This is a genomic window from Spiribacter sp. SSL99 (assembly GCF_009805925.1).
Lineage (GTDB): Bacteria > Pseudomonadota > Gammaproteobacteria > Nitrococcales > Nitrococcaceae > Spiribacter > Spiribacter roseus.
The window spans coordinates 206,565-223,946 of sequence record NZ_MAOM01000011.1 but is presented as its reverse complement, the minus strand read 5'-3'; the positions used below and the strand labels follow the sequence as shown (position 1 = coordinate 223,946).

Below are 17,382 nucleotides of genomic sequence, written 5' to 3'. Positions count from 1 at the left end.
CAGCCTACACTGCCCGAAAGCCACGGGCCAGCAGATAGACTTCTCGGCTCCGGCCGCGTGAGGCCGGGGGTTTGCGGCTCTGAACCCGGCGGAATGCTTGGCGCATCGCCTGGAGCAGTTCATCAAAGCCCTGTCCCTGAAATGTTTTGACCAGCAGCCCACCCTCAGGTTTCAGCCGATCGTCACAGAAGTCGAGGGCCAGCTCGGCGAGCCGCATGGCCGCCGGCTGATCAATCGCCTTCTGACCGGCGAAATTGGGGGCCATGTCCGAGAGTACAAGGTCGACCGACCGACCGGCGAGTGCCGTATCCACCGCGGCGAGTCCGGCATCGGTGTCGAAGTCGTCATGGACGAAGGTCACCCCCGGTGGCGGCGTCATCTCGAGCCGGTCAACGGCGATCACGCAGCCGCTCGCCCCCACGCGGTGGGCGGCGTATTCGCTCCATCCCCCCGGCGCCGCTCCCAGGTCGACCACGCACTGGCGTGGCTTGAGGAGCTGATCCCGCTGGTCGATCTCCTCGAGCTTGAAAGCGGCCCGGGAGCGCAGGCCCCGGCGCTGGGCCTCGCGGACGTAGGGGTCGTTGAAGTGCTCGTCGAGCCAGCGCCGACTGCCGCTGCTACGCGCCACGCTGGTGGTCCCGCAGTACGCCCCGGGTGCGCCAGGCGATCCAGCCGCCGGCGCCGAAACCACTCAGTGCCAGCAGTGCCAGATCGGCCCAGTGACTCATGTCGACCCGCCAGATCACGATCAGCACCCCCACCAGCAGACCCACCACCACGGCGAGCTCGAGCTTGATGGCGTCGAGCCGCGACAGGCGGTTACTCGTATCGGACCTCGACGATTTCATAGCCTCGGTGGCCTCCGGGTGTCTGGACGTCGACGACATCGCCCTCTTCCTTGCCGATCAGCGCGCGGGCGATGGGTGACTGCACCGAAATGCGGCCGTTCTTGATATCCGCCTCGTCCTCGCCAACGATCTGATAGGTCTTCTCCGTGCCATCCTCCTCGTCGGCCAGCACCACGGTGACGCCGAACACGACCTTGCCGTTGGCCGGCAGCGTGGTCACGTCGATGACCTGTGCATTGGCGAGCTTGGACTCGATCTCAGCGATCCGCCCCTCAATGAAGCCCTGCTGCTCGCGGGCGGCATGATACTCGGCGTTTTCCTTGAGATCGCCATGGGCCCGCGCCTCGGCGATGGCGTTGATCACCCGCGGACGGTCCTCGGTCTTGAGCCGGTTGAGCTCGTCACGAAGCTGCTCGGCACCGCGCACGGTGAGCGGTGTCTTACTCATGCTCTGGCCTCCCTGTGCAGATCCTGGAGTGAACGCACGTCATCGGATTCAAGATACCCCAAGGCCTGGCCGGTCGCCCGGGCACCGGCAATGGTGGTGGTGTAGCACACCTTGTGCTGCAGCGCCTCCCGACGGATCGAGAACGAATCGGCGATCGCCTGCCGGCCTTCGGTGGTGTTGATGATCAGCTGAATCCCGCCGTTCTTGATCGCATCGACGATATGCGGGCGTCCTTCGGCGACCTTGTTGATGCGCTCACAGGCAATGCCGGCCTGCTCGAGGACATCACCGGTCCCGCGGGTGGCGACCAGCTCGAAGCCCTTGCGCACCAGGTCCCGGGCGATCGGCGCGATCACCGGCTTGTCGGCGTCCCGGACACTGATGAACACCCGGCCGCTGCGCGGCAGCTCCACCCCGGCGGCATGCTGGGACTTGGCATAGGCCTCGCCAAAGACCGGGCCGATTCCCATGACCTCGCCGGTGGACTTCATCTCCGGGCCCAGGATGGGGTCGACACCGGGGAACTTGATGAACGGGAAGACCGCCTCCTTGACCGAGTAGATCGGCGGGATCCGCTCGCGGGTGCAGCCCTGATCGGCCAGGCTCTGGCCCACCATGCAGCGCGCGGCGATCTTCGCCAGGGGCAGGCCGGTGGCCTTGGAGACGAACGGCACCGTGCGGGACGCCCGCGGGTTGACCTCGAGCACGAACACCTCGTCGCCCTTGATGGCGAACTGGGCGTTCATCAGGCCGACCACGTTCAGCCGCAGCGCCATGGCCCGCATCTGCTCGCGGAGCCGGTCCACCACCTGGGGGGCCAGGCTGTAGGGCGGCAGCGAGCAGGCCGAGTCGCCGGAATGCACGCCGGCCTGCTCGATATGCTCCATCACCCCGCCGATCAGGACATCCTCGCCGTCGCAGATGGCATCAACGTCCACCTCCACGGCGTCATCGAGGAAGCGGTCGAGGAGCACGGGGGATTCATTGGAGACCCGGACCGCCTCGTTCATGTACTGGGCGAGCTCGGATTCCTGGTAGACGATCTCCATCGCCCGACCGCCCAGCACATAGGACGGCCGCACGACCAGCGGATAGCCGATCTCTTCGGCCAGCCGGAAGGCCTCGTCGGCACTGCTCGCGGTGCGGTTGGGCGGCTGCTGCAGCCCGGCCTCGTTGATCAGGCCCTGGAAGCGCTCGCGATCCTCGGCCAGATCGATGCAGTTGGGCGTGGTCCCGATGATGGGCGCGCCACAGGCCTCGAGATCGCGGGCCAGCTTGAGGGGCGTCTGGCCACCGTACTGGATGACGATACCGGCGGGTTTCTCGACCTCGACGACCTCGAGCACGTCCTCGAGGGTCAGCGGCTCGAAGTACAGCCGGTCCGAGGTGTCGTAGTCGGTGGAGACGGTCTCCGGGTTGCAGTTGACCATGATGGTCTCGTAGCCGTCCTCGCGCAGGGCCAGTGCCGCGTGAACGCAGCAGTAGTCGAACTCGATGCCCTGACCGATGCGGTTGGGCCCGCCGCCCAGGATCATGATCTTCTCGCGATCGCTCGGCTCGGCCTCGTCCTCTTCATCGTAGCTTGAGTAGAGATAAGCGGTCGCGGTGGCGAACTCCGCGGCGCAGGAGTCGACGCGCTTGTACACCGGCCGCACACCCATTGCGTGGCGGCGGGCGCGGACCTCGGCCTCGGTGACACCCAGCACACGGGCGAGGCGGGCATCCGAGAAGCCGCTGCGCTTGAGCCGCCGCAGGGCGTCGGCGTCGAGCCGCTGCAGATCGGTGGCGGCAAGCGCTGTCTCGCGTTCGATCAGATCACCCACCTGGGCCAGGAACCACGGATCGATCCAGGTGTGCTCGAACAGCTGCTCGAGACTCAGGCCGGCCCGGAAACCATCCGCCACCCACAGCAAGCGCTCCGGGCCCGGCTGGCGCACTTCCTGGACCACCCGGTCGAGCGCCGTGTCACTGGGTACCACCCGTGGGTCGAGGCCCTCCAGACCGTTTTCGAGCCCGCGCAGGGCTTTCTGCAGCGATTCCTGGAAATTCCGCCCCATGGCCATGACCTCGCCCACCGACTTCATCTGCGTGGTGAGCACGGGCTTGGTGCGCATGAACTTCTCGAAGGTAAAGCGCGGGATCTTGGTCACGACATAGTCGATGCTGGGCTCGAACGATGCCGGCGTCCGCCCGCCGGTGATCTCGTTGCGCAGCTCATCCAGCGAGTAGCCCACCGCAAGCTTGGCCGCCACCTTGGCGATGGGAAAGCCCGTCGCCTTGGAGGCGAGTGCCGAGGAGCGTGATACCCGGGGGTTCATTTCGATGACCACGAGACGCCCGTCGTCGGGGTTGACCGCGAACTGCACGTTGGAGCCGCCGGTCTCGACACCGATCTCGCGCAGCACCGCCAGCGAGGCGTCGCGCATGATCTGGTATTCCTTGTCGGTCAGCGTCTGCGCCGGCGCCACGGTGATCGAGTCACCGGTGTGCACGCCCATCGGGTCGAGGTTTTCGATGGCACAGATGATGATGGCGTTGTCGCTGTGATCGCGAACAACCTCCATTTCAAATTCTTTCCAGCCCAGCACCGACTCCTCGATGAGCAGTTCATTGGTGGGCGACAGATCCAGCCCGCGCTCGCAGATCTCGGCGAATTCCTGAGCGTTGTAGGCGATGCCGCCGCCACTGCCGCCGAGGGTGAAGGACGGCCGGATGATGGTGGGAAACCCGATGGCACGCTGCGCCTCGTGGGCTTCGTCCATGGACTGGGCGATGCGCGCGGTCGGTGTCTCGAGATTGATCCGCGCCATGGCCTGACGGAACGCCTCGCGGTCCTCGGCCTTGTCGATCGCGGACTTGGTGGCGCCGATCATCTCGACGCCGTATTCCTCAAGCACACCGCGGCGGTCCAGCTCGAGCGCGCAGTTCAATGCCGTCTGCCCGCCCATGGTGGGCAGCACCGCATCCGGGCGTTCCCGCCGGATGATGCTGGCCACCACCTCGGGCTGAATGGGCTCGATGTACACGGCATCGGCCATTTCCGGGTCGGTCATGATGGTCGCCGGATTCGAGTTGACCAGAATGACGCGATAGCCCTCCTCGCGCAGGGCCTTGCAGGCCTGGGCGCCGGAGTAATCGAATTCGCAGGCTTGGCCGATGACGATCGGCCCGGCCCCGATGATCAGGATGCTTTGGAGGTCGGTACGCTTGGGCATAGGGGGATGTCTACCTGGTGGTACGGGCCGCCTGCCGGGCGGCCATCAAATCGACGAAGCGGGCAAAGAGCGGGGACACGTCATGGGGGCCGGGGCTGGCTTCGGGATGGCCCTGGAAGCTGAAGGCGGGCGTATCGGTCAGCTCAATGCCCTGCAGCGTGCCGTCGAACAGCGAGCGGTTGATCACCCGCACGTTGTCCGGCAGCGAGTCAGCGTCCACGGCAAACCCGTGGTTCTGGCTGGAGATCATGACGCGCTGCGTGTCGGCATCCACCACCGGATGGTTGGCGCCGTGATGGCCGAACTTCATCTTCACGCTGCCGGCGCCGGCGGCCAGGCCCAGCAGCTGATGACCCAGACAGATACCGAACACCGGCATGCCGGCGGCAAGGAACTGGCGGGTTGCCTCGATGGCGTAATCGAGCGGCTCGGGATCCCCCGGCCCGTTGGACAGGAAAACGCCGTCCGGGGCATCGGCCAGTACCGTCTCGGCCGGCGTATCGGCGGGCACCACCGTGACCCGGCAGCCGCTGTCCACCAGACGCCGCAGGATGTTGCGCTTGATGCCGAAATCATAGGCCACGACGTGCCAGGGCAGATCGGCGTCGGCCACCGCATCGCCCTCGCGCTCGCCCCGCGCCAGCGACCAGCTGCCCAGCCGCCACGAATAGGCTTCGGTCGTGGTCACCGAGCGCACCAGATCGCGGCCGGTCAGTGGCGGGTGGGCCCGGGCCGCGGCGACGGCGGCGGCTGGATCAGCGGCGTCACCGGCAATGATGCAGCCGTTCTGGGCGCCCTTTTCGCGCAGCAGCCGGGTCAACCGCCGGGTGTCGATGTCACAGATCCCGACAACGCCGTGTTCGGCGAGGTAGTCCGGCAGTGGCATGCGCGAGCGCCAGTTGCTCAGGCGCACCGGCGCGTCACGGATGATCAGCCCCGCGAGCTGCGGGCCCACGGACTCTTCATCCAGCGGCGTGGCGCCGGTGTTGCCGATGTGGGGATAGGTCAGCGTCACCATCTGCCCGTAGTAGGACGGATCGGTGCAGATTTCCTGGTAACCGGTCATTGCCGTGTTGAAGCAGACCTCGCCGGCCGTCTGGCCGCTGGCACCCAGTGCCGTCCCCCTGAAAATCGAGCCGTCTTCCAGCCCCAGAATCGCCAATTGAGTCACGCCTGTACCCCGTCTGCTCGCAAAAACGGGAGGGTTCCGCGGAAGCCCTCCCGTCCACTGTTTCAGCGCCGGAGTTTACGCCGTCGGCGGCTTGACTGTCCAATCACGGCACCGTCCCCATTGCTTGCACCGGCGGCGCGAAAGGGGCTAGCCTTGGCGTCTTTCCACCGCGATTCCGCGGTCCACCAATCCGGTCCAATTCAGCATGAACGCGCTCTCTCTTCGTCAGTTGAACAAGACGTATCCTGGCGGCGTCACGGCCCTTCGCGACATAAACCTCGAGGTCCGTCCCGGCGACTTCTATGGCCTGCTCGGGCCGAACGGCGCCGGCAAGACCACGATCATCGGCACCGTGGCCTCACTGGTGCGCCCCACCTCGGGCAGCGTCGAGGTGTTCGGGCACGACATCCTCAAGGATCCGTGGCAGGCCAAATCCAACATCGGCCTGGTGCCCCAGGAATTCAACTTCAATCAGTTCGAGACCGTCGCCCAGATCGTCACCAACCAGGCGGGCTTCTACGGCATCGACCGGACGACCGCCCGGGAGCGGGCGGAGAAGTATCTGCGCGAGCTCGACCTGTGGGGCAAGCGTGACGCCGCGTCGCGGCAGCTGTCCGGGGGCATGAAACGCCGCCTGATGATTGCCCGCGCCCTGGTGCATGAACCGCGGCTGCTGATTCTCGACGAACCCACGGCCGGCGTGGACATCGAGCTGCGACGCTCGATGTGGGACTTCCTGCGGCGTATGAACGAGCGCGGCACCACCATCATCCTGACCACGCATTACCTCGAGGAAGCGGAATCCCTCTGCCGGGGCATCGGGATCATTGATGGCGGGCGGATCGTCGAGGACACCGACGTGCGATCGCTGCTGACGAAACTCAAATCCCAGAGTTTTGTCCTTGATGTGACGACACCCGTCAACTCGCTTCCCGCACTTCCGGATTTCGGCGTGCTGCCGCTCGATGAGCGCACCATCGAAGTCGAAGTGCGTGGCGAGCAGACGCTCACGGAACTGTTCAGCGCGCTCAACGCCGCCGGGGTTGAAGTGACCAGCATGAAAAACAAGTCCAACCGGCTCGAAGAGCTGTTCGTTCGCATGCTCGGCACCGGCAACGCTGAACCCCAGTCGGAGACTGCTTGATCATGGCCGGACTCTATCCCGCGTATCCCCGCCAGACACTGACGGCGCTGCAGACCCTGGCCGGCAAGGAAACCCAACGCTACATGCGGATCTGGGTGCAGACCCTGGTGCCGCCGGCCATCACCATGACGCTGTATTTCGTGATCTTTGGCGGCCTGATCGGCTCGCGGGTCGGCCCCATGGAGGGATACAGCTTCATGGAGTTCATCGCCCCCGGGATCATCATGATGGCGGTGATCACCAACTCCTACAGCAATGTGGCCACGTCGTTTTTCGGCGCCAAGTTCCAGCGGCATATCGAAGAGCTGCTGGTCTCGCCCACCCCCAATTACGTCATCCTGGCCGGCTATGTCGCCGGCGGCGTCGGACGTGGGTTATGCACGGGGCTGATCGTCACGATCATCGCGAGCTTCTTTGCCGATCTGAATATCCATAACCTCCCGGTGACGATCTCGGTGGTTTTCCTCACCGCCGTGCTCTTCTCGCTGGGCGGGTTCATCAATGGCGTCTTCGCGAAGAAATTCGACGATATCTCGATCGTGCCGACGTTCGTCCTCACGCCGTTGACCTACCTGGGTGGCGTGTTCTATTCGATCTCGCTGCTGCCGGAGTTCTGGCAGCATGTATCGCTGATCAACCCGATCTTCTTCATGGTCAATGCGTTCCGCTACGGCGTCCTGGGCAGCTCCGACGTACCCATCGCCATCGCCTACGCCCTCATCCTCGGATTCATCACCGCGGGGACGGCACTCAGCCTCTGGCTGCTCAATCGCGGCACGGGCCTGCGCACCTGATGGCGGGCCCGACCCTGGATCTGGAGCGCACGCCGCTTCTCACCGATCTCTACGAACTGACCATGCTGCAGACCTACTATGCGCATGGAATGACCGAGGAAGCGGTGTTCGAGCTGTTCATGCGGCGGTCGAGCCACCGCGGCTTTTTCGTGGCGGCCGGGCTTGACCAGGGACTGGAGTGGCTCGAGACCCTGGCCTTCGGCGACGCGGAGCTCGAATGGATGCGCAGCTCGGGGCTTTTCTCCGACGCCTTCATCGAGACCATGGCGGGGTTCCGGTTCAGCGGCCGGGTCAACGCCCTGCCCGAGGGGACCGTGTTCTTTGCCGAAGAGCCGCTGCTGCAGATCGTCGCCCCCCTGCCGGAGGCCCAGCTGATCGAGTCGCGGCTGATGAATATTCTCCACTACCAGACACTGATCGCCTCCAAGGCGGCGCGCTGTCGGCTGGTGGCGGGGGACACGCCGGTGATCGACTTCGGCATGCGTCGCGCCCATGGCGGCGAGGCCGGTACCTGGGCGTCGCGGGCCTGCTATATGGCGGGATTCGAGGCAACGGCCACCTGCCTCGGCAGTGCGCGCTACGGCATCCCGCCCACCGGCACCATGGCGCACGCCTTCGTCCTTGCCCACGACAGCGAGGTCGAGGCGTTCGAGCGCTTTGCGCGCAATCACCCGGACAACGTCGTGTTGCTGATCGACACCCATGATGTCCGCCGCGGCGCCGAGCGGGTGGTGGAAGTGGCCCACCGCCTGGCGCAGGACTCGATCCCGGTCAAGGGCGTGCGCATCGACAGTGGTGACCTGACCGCCAACGCCCGCATGACCCGGCAGATCCTCGATGAAGGCGGCCTGCAGGACACCCGGATCCTGGTGAGCGGCGGGCTCGACGAATACCGCCTCGAAACCCTGCTCGCGGACGGTGCGCCGATTGACGGGGTGGGCGTGGGCTCCAACGTCAACACCTCGGCCGATCAGCCCTTCCTGGATTCGGCGTACAAGCTCCACTACTTTCGGGGCAAGCCGCGCAGCAAGCACTCCTCGGGCAAGACCGATCTACCCGGGCGCAAACAGATCCACCGGCACTATGACGGCGCCGGCATGATGCAGGGCGATACCCTCGGTCTGATGGAAAGCACCGACGCCGCCACGGGCCTGCTCGAGACGGTGATGGAAGACGGCCGGCGGCTGCCGGCCGGCGATGGTTCGCTGGCCGATGCCCGCGAACGCTGTCAGACCCAGCTCCATGCCCTGCCTGAGGGCGTCCGGGCGCTGCGCGAGCCCGCTGAGTATCCCGTGACGCTGTCAGCGGAGCTGGAGCAGCTGCTCACGCAGACCGCCCCCGAGCGCTAGGGCTCGAGGGCGCTCGCCGGTCAGTCGACGCGCAGTTCGTCGAGCGAGCGGCCTTCGGCCTCCCACTCCTTGATCCAGACCGGCTTGCGGCCGCGACCCGACCAGGTCTTGCCGGCGTCGGAGGGATGCTGGAACCGCACCTTGCCCTTGGCACGGGTCTTGGCCGGCTGCCCACTGACCAGATCATTGAGCGTAAAGCCGTAGCGCTCGGCGACCTGCTTCATTTCCTGCTGGGCCTTTTTCGCGTCTTCCTTGCGCCGGCTCTGGATTTCGACGTCGATATCCTTTTTCAGCTGGTTCAACTGCTCGGTGGTGTAGTTTGAAAGATCCATGTATTCCCCATCTGGATTGGTTGGATGTTGATAGCACCGCACAATATAATCCATTCCGGATTTGAAAACAGCCCCGTCAATGCATCGATTCTGCCCGGCGAATGATAGACTTGCAGTTTTCACATTAAAGGGAGGCAGGAATGCCGTCCGCCCTTTCCGCGACCCCCGCTGTTCTCACCGTTGAACTCGATCCCCAACAGATCATGCGCCGGCGTCCGCCCGAAGCGCTGAGCCGCGATAACGCCGAAGTGCTGGCCGCCCCGATCGCCGATGATCTGCGGCGCATTGTCGGCGAGGACATTGCCGAGTCCGGTTTTGTCATGCCGGCCGCGCTTTACGACCTCACCGAGCTGCTGCGCCCGGGCCTCCCCATGGTCGAGGCGCTGCTCGACGTCTACCGCGGCAGTCTGCGCGGCGGGCCATTCATTCCGCAATTGCTGGCGCTGGGGAGCAATGCCGGACGTTTTCCCGAATCGGCGATCGCACCGCTACGCCGCCCGGGCTCGGGGCCGTTGCTGGCGATTCCCTTTGCCCTGGTTGCACCGGGTGAACAGCTCGATCCGTTACGCCGTAAACTCGAAAACGTGCTACTGGAAAAAGGCCGCGCGGGACTGGCCACGGATCGGGCCGTTCGTCAGCTGATGGGCGTTGACCCCGTCAATCTGAGTTATGCCACCTTTCACGATCTTTCGGCGCTCATGAAAGTGCAGCTCGAGCATGCTCAATTCGGTGATCTATGGCGATTGATCGAGGCCGCCCTGTATCGCCCGGACAGCATCGAAGACTGCCAATTGGAAAGTGGCAATCGATTTCTGGGCACGGGCGGCGATGTCTGGACACCGTGGCAGAGCCTTGATGCCTGGGCGGCGCATCACGAAGCGAGCGCTGAGGAGGCGATCCGCGGCTACGGTGATTGGGTGCGCCAGCAACGCCAGTATCTATCCGGCCTTGAAAGCCACGGAATCGCCGTGCATGCCGTGGCCCCCAGCAAAGGGGTGGCCTCGGCGGACCCCGAGGTCGCCCTGTCGGTGGCCCAGGCGCATGTCATCGACCCACAGCAACCCTGGTATCGCGAGATCATCACCGAGGACCCGACGGCGGAACGGGCGGCGATCGTGACCCTCACCGAGCAGGCCGACCCACAGCTGGGGCCCATCGCCTATACCGCGCTCATCCAGGCGGCCGACGGCGAGCTGCTCAGCCTGGTCCATGACTACCCGGTCATGCCCGCGGGGATGCAGGCGGTGATCGGTCACTGGCAGGCCCGTGCCGAGGCGCTGGGAGCCCAATGGCGGCTGGAGCGGCCCGGGCATATCGTCGCCGCCGGGCATCCAGCCGCGCTCCAGCCGTGGCTCGAGACCCGGGGCAATGCCTAGGGGTTGAGCAGGGTCCAGGTCCACTCCCCGTCGTCACCGCGGGTGTAGCGCTCGCGGTCATGGAGCCGGCCGTCGCGGCCCTGCCAGAACTCGAGCATGGCGGGACGGACGCGGTAGCCGGTCCAGTGCGGGGGGCGCGTCACCGGCGCGTCGGCAAACCGCGCCTCGACCTCCGCGAGGCGGGCCTCGAACTCGTCACGGTCGGTGAGCACCTGTGACTGATGCGAGGCCCAGGCCCCCAGCTGGCTCAGCCGCGGACGGCTGGCGAAATAGGCATCGGCCTCAGCGTCGCTCACAAACTCCACATGGCCCTCAACGATGACCTGCCGCGCGAGGGGCGCCCAGAAGAAATTCAGCGCCACCTGCGGGTTCTCCGCCAGCTGAGTGCCCTTTTTGCTGAGGGTGTTGGTGTAGAAAACGAACCCATCGCCATCGAAATGCTTGAGCAGCACCGTGCGCACACCGGGCTGGCCATCGGCGCGGGCCGTCGCCAGCGTCATCGCCGTAGGCTCGATCACGCCCTCGGCCTCACGGGCGGTTTCCAGCCATTCGCCGAAGCGCTCGATGGCGGTCTCATAGAGTGTCATTGCATCCCCCTCCCGGGTGTCTGTTCCGTGGGCTCGACCGTGACGGTAAGCCCGTTCACCGCTGTCACGCGGACCCTATCACCGACTGCGAGCGGTTGGTCGCAGACGGCCCGCCAGCGCTCACCCTCAACCCAGACCCGCAGCTGCGGCTGAGTGGCGGTCACCGTGCCCGTCAGGCCCTGCATATGCGCCCGACCCGCCACGCCACGCCGCCGGAACGCCCGCAGCGCCAGCCAGCCGGTGCCCATGAAGATGACCAGACTGGCGGCGGTGACACCGGCGACCAGCAGCAGCGAGAGCTCATAGCCGGGGCCCTGCATGTCGAACAACAGCACCGACCCCAGCCCGAAGGCCAGCACACCACCCACACCCAGGGCGCCGAACGACGGCACAAGCGCCTCGCCCACCATGAAGGCGACGCCCAGCACGATCAGGGCGAGACCGGCGTAGTTCACCGGCAGCAGCTGAATCGCGAACAGCCCCAGCAGCAGCGAGGTCCCGCCAATCACCCCGGGCACAATGGCCCCGGGGTTGGCGAGTTCGAAGATCAGCCCGTAGAGCCCGACCAGCAACAGGATGTAGGCCACATTAGGGTGCGTGATCACGGCGAGGAACTCATCCGACCACTCCGGCGGGCGTTCCTCGATGCGGCGCTCGGCGACCTCGAGGGGCGTGGCGTCGGCGCTGTCCATCAAGCGCCGCCCATCCACGGCGGCCAGGACGGCGCGTGGCTCGGCGGCGACCTGGTTGATGACGTTGTCCGCCAATGCGCGGCGTGCCGACAGGCTGACGGATTCGCGCACCGCCCGTTCCGCCCAGTCGGCGTTGCGCCCCCGCAGCTCCGCCAGCGAGCGGATGTACGCCACCGCATCGTTGATGCGTTTGCGCTCCATGGTTGAGGCATCGTCTTCGGCACTGTCCCCGGATCCACCGCCGGGGCCCACCTGCACGGGGGTCGCGGCGCCAAGGTTGGTGCCCGGGGCCATGGCCGCCCAATGCGTTGCGTAGAGGATATACGTGCCGGCACTCGCGGCGCGGGCCCCCGAGGGGGCGACATAGCCGAGGACCGGGACCGGCGAGTCGAGAATGGCCTGGACAATGTCGCGCATCGCGGAGTCAAGGCCGCCCGGAGTGTCGATGCTCAGCAGTACGGCGACGGCGGAATCCTCGCGGGCGTCCTCGATGCCATCGGCCACATACTGCGCCGTGGCGGGCCCGATGCTGCCCTCAATGCTGAGACGGTGGACGGACTCCCCCGCCGCCGAATTGGCGAGGGTCAATAGCAGGACAAGGAGCAGCGCACGCATCATGCATGGTCAGAACGCATGATGCGCGCACCGGTTCCCGGCTCAGTCCGCGAGGGCGTCGATGATCCGCTGGCGCACGGCATCGATTTCGCCCTCGCCCTCAACGCAGACGTAGCGCGGCGCGGCCGCATCGCCGGACTGCGCCCAGGACTGGTAGTAGTCCACCAGCGGGCGGGTCTGCTCGTGATAGACCGCCAGGCGCTGACGCACGGTCGCGGGCTGATCATCCTCGCGCTGCACCAGCGGTTCACCGGTCACATCATCCTGGCCTACCGTGGCCGGGGGCGCATTGTCGACGTGATAGACGCGGCCTGATCCGGGATGACACCGACGGCCGACCATGCGCGAGACGATGGACTCGTCATCGACCCGGATTTCGACCACCGCATCGATGGCGATGCCGGCATCGCTCAGGGCATCGGCCTGGGCAATGGTGCGGGGGAAGCCGTCAAACAGAAATCCGTTGGCACAGTCCGGCTCGGCGATCCGCTCGCGGACCAGCCCGATGATGATGTCGTCGGAAACCAGCTCGCCGGCATCCATGACCGCCTTGGCCTGTACACCCAGCTCGGTGCCCGCCTTGACGGCGGCCCGCAGCATATCGCCGGTGGAAATCTGCGGAATCCCGTAGGCTTCGCACAGCCCCGCCGCCTGCGTGCCCTTACCGGCCCCGGGGGGGCCGAGCAGAATCATCCTCATGGTGCTCTCCTCGCCTTATTGTTGATTGACGCTGATCGAGCGGAGCTGACCCCGGCGATCCAGCACGACAATCCGCTCGCCATCCACCCGGGGCGCCACGGAAAGCCGCGAATTATCGAAGGCATAACGCGCTTCAAGGGCCCCATCCCGGAGCCCGATCCAGTTCAGGTAACCGTCACTGCCGGCCACGATCAGGCCATCGCGATACCGACGCGGCGCGGTGAGGGAGAGCCCCTCGAGGGCGTCAAGGCGCCACACCGAAGCGCCATTGCGGCGGTCGAATGCCCACAGCCGACCGCGCTCGTCGGTCACATAGACATTGCTGTCATCAACACTGATGCCACCGAGCACCGAGACCTCCCGGGTCCAGGCAATCTGTCCGTTGGCGAGCGCGATCCCGGCCACACGCCCCTGGTAAGCGCCCGCGAACACGTCACCGCCGGCCACCGCCGGATCGGCGTCCAGATCGACCATGCGCTCGAGATCGCTGCGCCCCTCCGGCACCGCGACACTGGCCTCCCAGGCGACGTCGCCGTTGCCCAGCTCCAGCGCTGCGAGGCGGCCGTTATCGAAACCGACCACAACTCCGCCGTTCACCAGTACCGGCGAGCCATGACCGCGCAGGCTGAGCGCCGGGACGCCGCTGCGATAGAGCCATCGCTGCTCACCCGTATCGGCCTCGAGCGCGAACACCCCTCCATCGCCGGTGCGAACGACCACACTGCCCTGCCCCACCGCCGGGGGTGCGAGCACTTCGCTGCTGACCCGCTGACGCCACTTGACAGCGCCACTGTCGGGATCCAGCAGGACCACCTCGGCATTGGCCGTGCCCAACGCGACACCGGCCTCGCCCACGCCGACGGCGCCGGTGATGGCGACGTCCAGGTCCTGCCGCCAGCGCCGTTCACCACTCGCCGCGTCGTAGGCCGCCACCGTGCCGTCGGCGCCCGCGGCAAAGACCCGTTCATCCATCAGTGCCGGCTCAAGCCGATAACCCGGCGGCGTGGCAGCGCCCAGTGAGACCGACCAGTGTTCGGTAACGGCGGGCTCGCCCGGCGGCGTCTCGAGCGCTGGCGGATCCTCCGCCTTGATCAGTGACGGCCCGCCGCAGCCGGCCAGCATGCCGGCGACCATCAGCGCGAACATGATCCTGAGGTTGCCGGCCTTCATGATGCGGGGGCTCCACCCAGATCAAAGAGCTTGATCTCCACCAGCGAGCGGCGCTGCCCGGAGATCGCCTGCAGTGCCTGCTGATAGGCCTCGATGGCGGCATCGGTGTTGCCCTGCGCCACCTCGAGGTCACCCTGCAGCTCGAGGAACCGGCCGCGCAGCGGGCCATCGGGCAGCGGCTCGAGCACCGCCAGCGCGGCGCTCCGGTCACCTTCGACCCGCAGCGCCTCGGCCTGACGCAGGCGCGCCACCACCGCCAGCGGGCTGTCGGCCTGCTGGTCGGTCACCCAACCCAGGGCATCGGCCGCGCGACCGGGATTGCCGGCGTCCATCGCCGCGGTCGCCACCGCAAAGGTGGCCATCGCCACATAGGGGCTGTCGGCGTGCGCTTCACGCAGTGTGCGCAGGCGATTGCCCGCCGCCTCGCGATCATCGCTGTTGAGCGCCTGCAGGATGGCGGCATAGTCCGCCGAGGCATTCGCCGCCTGACGTTCCTGCCAGGCCGTCCACTGCTGCCAGCCCAGTACGGCCGCCAGTACGGCGATGGCGGCAATGATCACCAGGCGTCCATAGCGGTGCCACCAGTCGCGGATTGCCTCGAGTTGTTCTTCGTCGTCGTATGCCACGGCTTTTTAATGTCCTTTCACTGAGTCTGCAGCGCGGAGAGTATCTCCGGGAGCTGCCCGATGGCCACCGTGATCTGGTCGAGGTCATCGCGCAGATACTTCACGGTGAGGGTGTCGGCGGCCGCCTCCTCGGCGCCGCGGATCAGCGCCACCGCTGCGCCGCTGCGATCGGCACGGCGCAGCTGGCTTTTCATGGAACCCCCGCCCAGCGGCATCTGCAGATGCAGCCACGGGAGCGCGTCACGCAGGCGCTCGGCCAGCGCCAGGGTGTCGCCCTGCAGCTCGGGATCGCCCACCACCAGCGCGGCGTGCGGCGTCGGCGCGGGCGGCGCCGTACCGGCCGCCTCCACCAGCGAGACCAGCCGCTCGAGACCGGCCGCGAAACCGATGGCGGGCGTCGGCCGGCCACCGATCATCTCCACCAGCACGTCGTAGCGTCCGCCGGCCAGCACCGTACCCTGGGCGCCCAGATCGGCACTGATCCACTCGAACACGGTCCCGCCGTAGTAATCGAGCCCGCGCACCAGCCGCGGGTTGATCTGATAGGGCTGTCCGGCCTGATCGAGCATGCGGCACAGGGAATCGAAATGCGCCCGTGACTCGTCGTCCAGGTAATCAGAGAGTACCGGCGCCGCGGCAATGACCGGGGCCATGGCCGGGTTCTTACTGTCGAGTACCCGCAGCGGATTGCTGTAAAGCCGCCGGCGCGCATCGTCATCGAGGGCCTCGGCATGCGCCTCGAAGTGTTCGATCAGCGCCGCCCGGTAGCGGCCACGGTCGGCGGGTGAGCCCAGACTGTTGAGCTCGAGACGAAGATCACTGATGCCCAATGCGCGCAGGATGCGCCCCGAGAGCAGGATCAGCTCGGCATCGATGTCCGGCCCCGACACGCCGAACGCCTCGGCGCCCACCTGATGGAACTGTCGATAGCGCCCTTTCTGCGGGCGCTCATGGCGGAACATCGGCCCGCTGTACCAGAGCCGCGGCTGGGCATTGTGAAGCAGCCCACGCTGCAGCGCGGCGCGGACGCAGCCGGCGGTGCCCTCGGGCCGCAGGGTCAGACTATCGCCATTGCGGTCGGTGAAGGTGTACATCTCTTTCTCGACGATGTCCGTCACCTCACCGATGGTGCGCGAGAAAAGCTCGGTCTTCTCGACGATGGGCAGACGAATCCCGGCGTACCCATAGCGCTCGAGCTCGCGGCGGAACGTGGCCTCGACAAACTGCCAGGCCGGCCCTTCCGCCGGCAGCACATCACCAAAACCACGGACGTTCTGGATGGCCTTACTCACCATTGTCCCCCAGGGTCAGGCGGGCCACGCTCCCCCGCGCATAGTCGGCCAGATTCACCGGCTCGCCCTCGTATTCAATCTCGACATTACTGGTATCACCCACGACGATGTCGTACGGCGCCTCGCCGTCGAGCCGCTCTTCGCCGGACTCGGCGATCCCGAACAGAAGCCGCTCACCGCCGGCATCGGTCACCTCCATCCACGACTCGCCACTGAAGCGCAGCACCAGCGTCTCTGAATCGGCATCCCCGGATTCATCGCCCGCCGCGGTTTCTTCGCCGTTGTCCGCCCCGCCGATGACCGCATCGGCGATCGCCTCGCGGTCGAGCTCGGGCGTCGGGGCGGCGGTATCGGGGTCAGCGGGCTGCGCCCCGGGCTCGGGCTCGGTCTCGGGCTCCGGTGTCGGCGCGGGCGTCGGCTCAGGTGCCGGTTCCGGTTCTGGTTCCGGTGCCGGTTCCGGTGCCGGCTCGGGTTCCGGCTCCGTTGGAGTGACGGATGACTCGTCCGCCTCCGCGACACGCGTCTCGCCGGCCGGTTCATCCTCCGCCGTCAGCGTGGCCAGAAAGGGCAGACTCAGTTCCGAGCGCGACAGCCACCAGCCGCCGGCGACCAGGGCACCGATAATCACCGCCAGACCCAGCGCGACGCCCACAACCCCGGTACCACGGCCCCTCACCGGTCGGGCCCGACGCTTGCGCGTCTCTTCGCCGACATGCGGGTTCAGCGTCTGCGGCTCACCGGTGCCACCGGCCTCCGCCAGCTGCCGGATCAGCGGCTCAGGGTCCAGATCGAGCAGCTGCGAGTAACTGCGCACATAGCCGCGCACATAGGCCAGCGGTGGCAGCCTGTCGAGATCATCCGCCTCGAGGGCCTCGATGGTGCGCCGATTGAGGTGCAGCGCGTCGGCCACCATTGCGGTGTCCTTGTCCTGGCGCAGGCGCTCATCGCGCAGTGTGCGGCCCGGACCGGACCGGGGCCGCTCGGTTCGGGTTGTCTCACCCGATTCGTCGTTTTGCGTCATCAA

The 17,382-nt window shown here is 66.6% G+C and carries 17 protein-coding genes; 4 read left to right on the top strand and 13 right to left on the bottom strand.

All coding sequences use genetic code 11. The features are described from left to right. Positions 1-4: 4 nt before the first annotated feature. From BA899_RS02965 to carA, 5 genes are read right to left on the bottom strand one after another with little or no spacing between them, the layout of a single operon-like run. A complete protein-coding gene (locus BA899_RS02965) occupies positions 5-628 on the bottom strand; it encodes an RlmE family RNA methyltransferase (protein WP_110883105.1) in 624 nt (207 codons plus the stop codon). Further along, positions 618-848: a hypothetical protein gene (locus tag BA899_RS02960; RefSeq protein WP_144347687.1), complete on the bottom strand. Its 231-nt coding sequence runs from the start codon at positions 846-848 to the stop codon at positions 618-620. The genes BA899_RS02965 and BA899_RS02960 overlap by 11 nt, the downstream gene beginning before the upstream one ends. Next, positions 820-1,296, bottom strand: a complete 477-nt coding sequence (gene greA, locus BA899_RS02955) for a transcription elongation factor GreA (RefSeq protein WP_144347688.1) — start codon at positions 1,294-1,296, stop codon at positions 820-822. The genes BA899_RS02960 and greA overlap by 29 nt, the downstream gene beginning before the upstream one ends. Then, positions 1,293-4,511, bottom strand: coding sequence for a carbamoyl-phosphate synthase large subunit (carB, locus tag BA899_RS02950; protein ID WP_159299670.1), 3,219 nt, complete (start codon positions 4,509-4,511; stop codon positions 1,293-1,295). The genes greA and carB overlap by 4 nt, the downstream gene beginning before the upstream one ends. Before the next feature lie 10 nt (positions 4,512-4,521). Further along, complete coding sequence (carA, locus tag BA899_RS02945) at positions 4,522-5,682, bottom strand: glutamine-hydrolyzing carbamoyl-phosphate synthase small subunit (protein ID WP_159299669.1); 1,161 nt, start codon at positions 5,680-5,682, stop codon at positions 4,522-4,524. Positions 5,683-5,887: 205 nt separating this feature from the next. On the opposite strand from carA, the gene BA899_RS02940 reads away from it, so the two are divergent. Genes BA899_RS02940 through BA899_RS02930 form a run of 3 tightly spaced genes read left to right on the top strand, consistent with a single transcriptional unit; the run spans position 5,888 to position 8,969 of the window. Continuing rightward, positions 5,888-6,826, top strand: a complete 939-nt coding sequence (locus BA899_RS02940) for an ABC transporter ATP-binding protein (RefSeq protein ID WP_159299668.1) — start codon at positions 5,888-5,890, stop codon at positions 6,824-6,826. Positions 6,827-6,828: 2 nt separating this feature from the next. Further along, the gene (locus tag BA899_RS02935; protein WP_159299667.1) at positions 6,829-7,620 is read left to right on the top strand and encodes an ABC transporter permease; all 792 of its coding nucleotides are present in this window, start codon (positions 6,829-6,831) and stop codon (positions 7,618-7,620) included. After that, positions 7,620-8,969, top strand: a complete 1,350-nt coding sequence (locus BA899_RS02930; RefSeq protein ID WP_235013285.1) for a nicotinate phosphoribosyltransferase — start codon at positions 7,620-7,622, stop codon at positions 8,967-8,969. The genes BA899_RS02935 and BA899_RS02930 overlap by 1 nt, the downstream gene beginning before the upstream one ends. 20 nt (positions 8,970-8,989) lie before the next feature. Here BA899_RS02930 and BA899_RS02925 read toward each other — a convergent pair whose 3' ends face one another. Further along, the gene (locus tag BA899_RS02925) at positions 8,990-9,301 is read right to left on the bottom strand and encodes an H-NS family nucleoid-associated regulatory protein (protein WP_110883111.1); all 312 of its coding nucleotides are present in this window, start codon (positions 9,299-9,301) and stop codon (positions 8,990-8,992) included. Positions 9,302-9,441: 140 nt separating this feature from the next. On the opposite strand from BA899_RS02925, the gene BA899_RS02920 reads away from it, so the two are divergent. Continuing rightward, positions 9,442-10,677 carry a hypothetical protein gene (locus tag BA899_RS02920; protein ID WP_159299666.1) on the top strand — a complete coding sequence of 412 codons (1,236 nt, stop codon included), beginning with the start codon at positions 9,442-9,444 and terminating at the stop codon, positions 10,675-10,677. Here BA899_RS02920 and pdxH read toward each other — a convergent pair. The 7 genes from pdxH to BA899_RS02885 are packed head-to-tail and all read right to left on the bottom strand — an operon-like array spanning position 10,674 to position 17,379. After that, on the bottom strand, positions 10,674-11,264 hold the full coding sequence (gene pdxH / locus BA899_RS02915; protein ID WP_159299665.1) for a pyridoxamine 5'-phosphate oxidase: 591 nt from the start codon (positions 11,262-11,264) through the stop codon (positions 10,674-10,676). The genes BA899_RS02920 and pdxH overlap by 4 nt on opposite strands. Next, on the bottom strand, positions 11,261-12,574 hold the full coding sequence (locus tag BA899_RS02910) for a nodulation protein NfeD (RefSeq protein WP_235013284.1): 1,314 nt from the start codon (positions 12,572-12,574) through the stop codon (positions 11,261-11,263). Before BA899_RS02910 ends, pdxH begins: the two co-directional genes overlap by 4 nt. 39 nt (positions 12,575-12,613) lie before the next feature. After that, positions 12,614-13,270 carry an adenylate kinase gene (adk, locus tag BA899_RS02905; RefSeq protein WP_159299664.1) on the bottom strand — a complete coding sequence of 219 codons (657 nt, stop codon included), beginning with the start codon at positions 13,268-13,270 and terminating at the stop codon, positions 12,614-12,616. A 15-nt stretch (positions 13,271-13,285) separates the two neighbouring features. Next, positions 13,286-14,440, bottom strand: coding sequence for an outer membrane protein assembly factor BamB (gene bamB, locus BA899_RS02900; protein WP_200833033.1), 1,155 nt, complete (start codon positions 14,438-14,440; stop codon positions 13,286-13,288). Then, positions 14,437-15,066 (bottom strand): tetratricopeptide repeat protein, encoded by a 630-nt coding sequence (locus tag BA899_RS02895; protein WP_159299663.1) that lies wholly within the window; start codon positions 15,064-15,066, stop codon positions 14,437-14,439. The genes bamB and BA899_RS02895 overlap by 4 nt, the downstream gene beginning before the upstream one ends. 17 nt (positions 15,067-15,083) lie before the next feature. After that, entirely contained in the window at positions 15,084-16,358 is a 1,275-nt protein-coding gene (hisS, locus tag BA899_RS02890) for a histidine--tRNA ligase (RefSeq protein WP_200833032.1), read from the bottom strand. Beyond that, positions 16,351-17,379 (bottom strand): RodZ domain-containing protein, encoded by a 1,029-nt coding sequence (locus BA899_RS02885; RefSeq protein ID WP_159299661.1) that lies wholly within the window; start codon positions 17,377-17,379, stop codon positions 16,351-16,353. The genes hisS and BA899_RS02885 overlap by 8 nt, the downstream gene beginning before the upstream one ends. Positions 17,380-17,382: the final 3 nt, after the last annotated feature.

What these genes read in the sequence shown, in the direction of transcription:
- BA899_RS02960 (WP_144347687.1), bottom strand. Translation starts at nt 848, where the DNA reads ATGAAATCGTCGAGGTCCGATACGAGTAACCGCCTGTCGCGGCTCGAC.
- greA (WP_144347688.1), bottom strand. Translation starts at nt 1,296, where the DNA reads ATGAGTAAGACACCGCTCACCGTGCGCGGTGCCGAGCAGCTTCGTGAC.
- carB (WP_159299670.1), bottom strand. Translation starts at nt 4,511, where the DNA reads ATGCCCAAGCGTACCGACCTCCAAAGCATCCTGATCATCGGGGCCGGG.
- BA899_RS02940 (WP_159299668.1), top strand. Translation starts at nt 5,888, where the DNA reads ATGAACGCGCTCTCTCTTCGTCAGTTGAACAAGACGTATCCTGGCGGC.
- BA899_RS02935 (WP_159299667.1), top strand. Translation starts at nt 6,829, where the DNA reads ATGGCCGGACTCTATCCCGCGTATCCCCGCCAGACACTGACGGCGCTG.
- BA899_RS02930 (WP_235013285.1), top strand. Translation starts at nt 7,620, where the DNA reads ATGGCGGGCCCGACCCTGGATCTGGAGCGCACGCCGCTTCTCACCGAT.
- BA899_RS02925 (WP_110883111.1), bottom strand. Translation starts at nt 9,301, where the DNA reads ATGGATCTTTCAAACTACACCACCGAGCAGTTGAACCAGCTGAAAAAG.
- BA899_RS02920 (WP_159299666.1), top strand. Translation starts at nt 9,442, where the DNA reads ATGCCGTCCGCCCTTTCCGCGACCCCCGCTGTTCTCACCGTTGAACTC.
- pdxH (WP_159299665.1), bottom strand. Translation starts at nt 11,264, where the DNA reads ATGACACTCTATGAGACCGCCATCGAGCGCTTCGGCGAATGGCTGGAA.
- BA899_RS02910 (WP_235013284.1), bottom strand. Translation starts at nt 12,574, where the DNA reads ATGATGCGTGCGCTGCTCCTTGTCCTGCTATTGACCCTCGCCAATTCG.
- adk (WP_159299664.1), bottom strand. Translation starts at nt 13,270, where the DNA reads ATGAGGATGATTCTGCTCGGCCCCCCCGGGGCCGGTAAGGGCACGCAG.
- bamB (WP_200833033.1), bottom strand. Translation starts at nt 14,440, where the DNA reads ATGAAGGCCGGCAACCTCAGGATCATGTTCGCGCTGATGGTCGCCGGC.
- BA899_RS02885 (WP_159299661.1), bottom strand. Translation starts at nt 17,379, where the DNA reads ATGACGCAAAACGACGAATCGGGTGAGACAACCCGAACCGAGCGGCCC.